This window comes from Bartonella propinqua, from assembly GCF_047263965.1.
Lineage (GTDB): Bacteria > Pseudomonadota > Alphaproteobacteria > Rhizobiales > Rhizobiaceae > Bartonella.
This window is the reverse complement of record NZ_JBLEBK010000017.1, coordinates 1-4,095: the sequence shown is the minus strand read 5'-3', so window position 1 is coordinate 4,095 and position 4,095 is coordinate 1. Positions and strand designations below refer to the sequence as shown.

The following is a 4,095-nucleotide window of genomic DNA, read 5'->3' as shown; positions in this document are numbered from 1 at the left end:
CCGTGCTAAGAGCACCTTGAACACCTTTCAGGCTTGCAGTCATGTTTTTGACCGCAGCAGAAAAGCGAGGAACACCCAATTTATGCGATAAGTCTTGAAACCGCCCTTGTAGACGCTTCAAAGGCGCTGTTATTTTATCCTCAAGCGTTAATCTGACTTTCGCATCGGCAACTTTTTTCGTCATTTCGTTTTATGCCTTTCTGCTGCCTGTTTTCGCCAAAAGATCAATTCTTGTGGCTCCATTTCCATCATATCTGACAGTGGCCAATGAAAAACGATCGCTATATCCCCTATCAATTTAGCGGCAGTTTCCCAGTCGAGGTATCCCGCCGCTTGATAAAAGACTCCAAGATTTCCCCAATGCCTGACAAATCCTCAATGTCGATTTCTCCCACGGCTTCATAAGACCAGCTCGAAAGACGTGCGATCATTGCTATGGTTTGCTCGAGACCTTCCTTTTTATCAATCGCTTGCAAATCCTTTGTTTTGGCACGCCGTAAAATGATTTTGGTGTGTTCTTTTCCTTCAAAAAAAACAGGGATGGACAATTTATATGTAACACTTGTTGCTGCTGTCATTTTTACATTCCTAAAAATTCTCTATGTTTTGCTAATTGGTCTACACCATTGAATTTCCTCACCATGTTGAGAGCATCTATCTCAACAATCTCAACCTCCTTCTGAACATACTTGAAGTAATGCAGTGTGAATGTCGCTGTAGAGGTTGCTTTGCCTCCTGCTTGCCATTCTGCCATCTCAAAACCTTTGCAAAGCCCTCGCATGGTGATGGCAACCCCTTCTGCGGGCGTGCCCTGCGCTTGCATTGAGCCCCGTAGGGAGATGTCAACATCAGAGCGCCCCAGCTGTATCATCAGCTCTGGGGAGCAATCAGAAATCGTCATGGTCAATGTTAAAACCTCAAGCCCCATATCAATCTCAATGGGCACATCCATGCCGCCACCACGATAGCTTTCAACGGTGAAATTCAAATTCGGCAAAGTCACGCTTTCACATTTTGCCTGATAAGGAATACCGTCGACATAAATGTTAAAATATTTCAAAACCCTTGGTAAAACTGGTACTGCCATTACGTCATCTCCTCTAAGTAATCATTGGTAATTTGTGAACGGAACGTGATATGTTCTGCTGGGGTTGTTGGTGTAAATTCTACATTGAAATAAACTTTGCCATCTTCGATCGCACTTGGTGTGTTGAGTTCTGGATCGGGGATGCAGTGCCCACCAAGAATTGCCCCTTGCGCTTTTAAATCACGCAAATAAGCATTGACGCTTTCGCTCACATCGCTCATGTAGGTTTTCTTGATATTTTTATCGACTGCCCACAAATGCCCGCGTAAAATGGCATCGTTAATCATATCCGCGGTTCTCACCACCGATAAAAAAGCAAATTTTCTATCGCTTGAAAGGGTACGGTTCCCCCACAGGCGATAGCCATTTTCGCGGATAATTGTTGTGATGTTTTGTTCATTGAGCAGGTTGGCACGGCTAGACCTGTCACCGATAGAAAAGTCAATCGGACGAGCAATACCAACAATGCCATTGATGACTTTATTGGAAGGAGAATGCCAAAAGCCGTGCTCAAAATCTGTTTTGGCTATAACACCTGCAACGGCTGCACTTGCTGGCTCTTGTGAAATTTTTCCATGACGATTCACTGCCACAAAGGGATCAACGATAACAGCGCGTTTTGAATCAAAATCCTTGGCTGTGCTAAGAGCTGCTTCATCTGTTGTGTTTGGTGCATCAAGCACCACAATGGCACGCAGACGTTCAGCAATACCAAGAAGCTCTGCTGCTACTGGATTCGATGTGGTGCTTATTTCTGCCCTAGCTGTTGCACCAGTACCATCACCTTCAATCGTCACATTTGGTGCAGTTTGATAATCAATGCCATTCTCCTTGAGAACAATAGACGTGATGTTCCCATCAGAAATGACAGCTTCTGCTTTGGCTCCCCCTGTAATTTTAACCGTTGCTTGACTATAACCACTGCCTTGGTTGGTAACATTAATCTTGCTAAGGCTGACAGGGCGTTGATGCGTAAAGCTTGGAGCAATCAAAATGCGTGGTGTTTGCCCAACAATGGATTGTGCTCCAATCAAAGCATGGACACCTTCATAAGCTCCATCTGTATTGACACCACCAAGAACATTGGCAAGAGTTGTATTCTCGTTCTCACCTTCCTTCACCCGCACGACAATAACAATGGCACCGACTTGCTTAAAAATTAAATCAAGAGCATTAGGCAAAGTGCCGCGTCGCTTGCCTGTTTTATCAAGTTTTGCTGCTTGTAAAAGTGATCCCGAAACCAAAACGGGTGTATTCAACGGAAATGCTTGTGTATCGGCATCTGGTGCCGTCCCCACAATCCCGATAACGGCTGATTGAGCCGTACGAAGTGGACGTGTGCCGTCATCGGACTCGATAACTTCAACGCCGTGCAAAAAACCTGTTGCCATTTTATGCTCCTTCAAATGATTGGCTGGGTTAAATGAATTCTGAAAAATTATGATGAGAGTGTCGCTCGGGAGAACTGTTTGATGTTATACGAGTATGTACAACGCGTATTATTCATAATGCTGAGGTGTAGATATGAAAAAATATAGTTTTACAGATATGAACCGTGAGGCTGACAATATTTTGGATGAAGCTATGTCCAAGCCCATAGCTTTAACAAAACAAGGACGTGAGAAGATCATTATGCTTCCCATCAGTTTATATAACGAATTAATAAAACCCCATTCTGCTGGACAATCTTTTATCTATGCAGATGCACCAAAGAATATATTAGACGACTTAGATCGTGGGTTAGATGATATTTTAAATGGCAATGAAAATGTTTAAAGCTGCTGATGTTGTTCGTACTGTTTGTTTACTTCTAAAGAGAAAGATTCTAGCGGCTATGTTCTATTTGCGCATCCACTCCACGAGCTGTGAGCGTTGGAATGGAAGAAACATCAATATCTCGTAGTGCGTGCCATGTATCATAATTTGCTTGCAACTGTAACCATAAAGCTGGTCCATTGCCTAAAAGTTTGCCGATACGTGCAGCTGTAACTGCTGTAACAGGACGCTGCCCCTTAAGAACACTGTGCAAATGCTGGCGTGATATTTGAAGAATTTGAGCAATTTCAGTTTTACTTATGTCCAAATTATCCAAGGCTTCAGCTAAGATTTCTCCTGGATGAGAAGGACAACGATCAGGATGGCGTGTAGTCATAGGTCAAACTCCTTCTGAAAAGCTCAATGATACTGTTCTAGATCAACATGCATCACGTGACCGTCAACAAACTCGAAAGTAATGCACCACGGTCCATTAACATGGATAGTATAACGCGTTGGAGTAAATCCCCTCAGCATATGAAAATTATAGCCTGGTAAATTCACATCGCTCACTTGAGAAGCCGCTTCAAGAGCATCAAGACGACGAATGACACGCTGTTGAAGCCTGCTATCAATTTTACTCTTTCCTGTTTTCCAAAGAGATTGCAGGTCTTTATTTTTAAATGTTTTGATCATAGCAACTCAATGGCTTCATTTTAAATAAAACGTAATGTAATAAGTGACATTTGTCAACAAATATGTTACTATTTAAACAGTACGATGCAATTAACCCCGCTAAACTAAAGGAACTTTACAAATGGATATAAAGCCTATTCGTACTGAAAAAGATTATCAAAAAGCATTGAAAATTGTGTCTGCAATGTTTGACAATCAGCCCGAAATTAATACTCCAGAATTTGATAAAATGGAGATTCTTGTTTTATTGATTGAAGCTTATGAAGCTGAACACTATCCTGTTTCTCCTCCTCATCCAATTGAAGCTATTAAATTGAGAATGGAACAAATGAACTTAACCGCTAAAGACCTTGTCCCTGCGATTGGTCACTTAAATCGTGTTTATGATATTTTAAATGGCAAAAGAAAATTAACACTACGCATGATTAAGAACTTGCATCAGCAATTTAAGATTCCACTGACAAGCCTTATCCATCACCATCAAACTTCATGACTTTATGGCATAAACAACCGTTGCATTCACAGGTCGCGTTTCTGCTTCACCCGTTGAGGAAATG

At 42.0% G+C, this 4,095-nt stretch carries 9 protein-coding genes; 2 read left to right on the top strand and 7 right to left on the bottom strand.

From position 1 onward, the window contains the following. From ACMFKV_RS06915 to ACMFKV_RS06895, 5 genes are all read right to left on the bottom strand, one after another. A partial coding sequence (locus tag ACMFKV_RS06915; RefSeq protein WP_413154883.1) for a hypothetical protein occupies positions 1 to 184 on the bottom strand: 184 nt, incomplete at its 3' end. Then, the gene (locus ACMFKV_RS06910) at positions 181 to 297 is read right to left on the bottom strand and encodes a GpE family phage tail protein (protein WP_332060728.1); all 117 of its coding nucleotides are present in this window, start codon (positions 295 to 297) and stop codon (positions 181 to 183) included. The genes ACMFKV_RS06910 and ACMFKV_RS06915, both read right to left, overlap by 4 nt. Next, positions 294 to 578 (bottom strand): phage tail assembly protein, encoded by a 285-nt coding sequence (locus ACMFKV_RS06905; RefSeq protein WP_413154881.1) that lies wholly within the window; start codon positions 576 to 578, stop codon positions 294 to 296. The genes ACMFKV_RS06910 and ACMFKV_RS06905 overlap by 4 nt, the downstream gene beginning before the upstream one ends. Positions 579 to 580: 2 nt before the next feature. Next, positions 581 to 1,087, bottom strand: a complete 507-nt coding sequence (locus ACMFKV_RS06900) for a phage major tail tube protein (RefSeq protein WP_413154879.1) — start codon at positions 1,085 to 1,087, stop codon at positions 581 to 583. Further along, on the bottom strand, positions 1,087 to 2,478 hold the full coding sequence (locus ACMFKV_RS06895; RefSeq protein ID WP_413154877.1) for a phage tail sheath subtilisin-like domain-containing protein: 1,392 nt from the start codon (positions 2,476 to 2,478) through the stop codon (positions 1,087 to 1,089). The genes ACMFKV_RS06900 and ACMFKV_RS06895 overlap by 1 nt, the downstream gene beginning before the upstream one ends. A gap of 133 nt (positions 2,479 to 2,611) precedes the next feature. Between ACMFKV_RS06895 and ACMFKV_RS06890 the strand changes: the two genes are divergently transcribed. Beyond that, entirely contained in the window at positions 2,612 to 2,863 is a 252-nt protein-coding gene (locus tag ACMFKV_RS06890; RefSeq protein WP_413154875.1) for a type II toxin-antitoxin system Phd/YefM family antitoxin, read from the top strand. Between the two features lie 49 nt (positions 2,864 to 2,912). Here ACMFKV_RS06890 and ACMFKV_RS06885 read toward each other — a convergent pair whose 3' ends face one another. Then, the gene (locus tag ACMFKV_RS06885; protein WP_336288764.1) at positions 2,913 to 3,239 is read right to left on the bottom strand and encodes a HigA family addiction module antitoxin; all 327 of its coding nucleotides are present in this window, start codon (positions 3,237 to 3,239) and stop codon (positions 2,913 to 2,915) included. Positions 3,240 to 3,262: 23 nt separating this feature from the next. Further along, positions 3,263 to 3,538 carry a type II toxin-antitoxin system RelE/ParE family toxin gene (locus ACMFKV_RS06880; protein ID WP_413154874.1) on the bottom strand — a complete coding sequence of 92 codons (276 nt, stop codon included), beginning with the start codon at positions 3,536 to 3,538 and terminating at the stop codon, positions 3,263 to 3,265. Between the two features lie 121 nt (positions 3,539 to 3,659). Between ACMFKV_RS06880 and ACMFKV_RS06875 the strand changes: the two genes are divergently transcribed. Then, complete coding sequence (locus ACMFKV_RS06875; protein WP_413154873.1) at positions 3,660 to 4,031, top strand: helix-turn-helix domain-containing protein; 372 nt, start codon at positions 3,660 to 3,662, stop codon at positions 4,029 to 4,031. The last annotated feature ends 64 nt before the right edge of the window (positions 4,032 to 4,095 follow it).

Bases quoted from the DNA above. Each gene is read 5' to 3' on its own strand.
- ACMFKV_RS06905 (WP_413154881.1), bottom strand. From the start codon at position 578: ATGACAGCAGCAACAAGTGTTACATATAAATTGTCCATCCCTGTTTTT.
- ACMFKV_RS06900 (WP_413154879.1), bottom strand. From the start codon at position 1,087: ATGGCAGTACCAGTTTTACCAAGGGTTTTGAAATATTTTAACATTTAT.
- ACMFKV_RS06895 (WP_413154877.1), bottom strand. From the start codon at position 2,478: ATGGCAACAGGTTTTTTGCACGGCGTTGAAGTTATCGAGTCCGATGAC.
- ACMFKV_RS06890 (WP_413154875.1), top strand. From the start codon at position 2,612: ATGAAAAAATATAGTTTTACAGATATGAACCGTGAGGCTGACAATATT.
- ACMFKV_RS06885 (WP_336288764.1), bottom strand. From the start codon at position 3,239: ATGACTACACGCCATCCTGATCGTTGTCCTTCTCATCCAGGAGAAATC.
- ACMFKV_RS06880 (WP_413154874.1), bottom strand. From the start codon at position 3,538: ATGATCAAAACATTTAAAAATAAAGACCTGCAATCTCTTTGGAAAACA.
- ACMFKV_RS06875 (WP_413154873.1), top strand. From the start codon at position 3,660: ATGGATATAAAGCCTATTCGTACTGAAAAAGATTATCAAAAAGCATTG.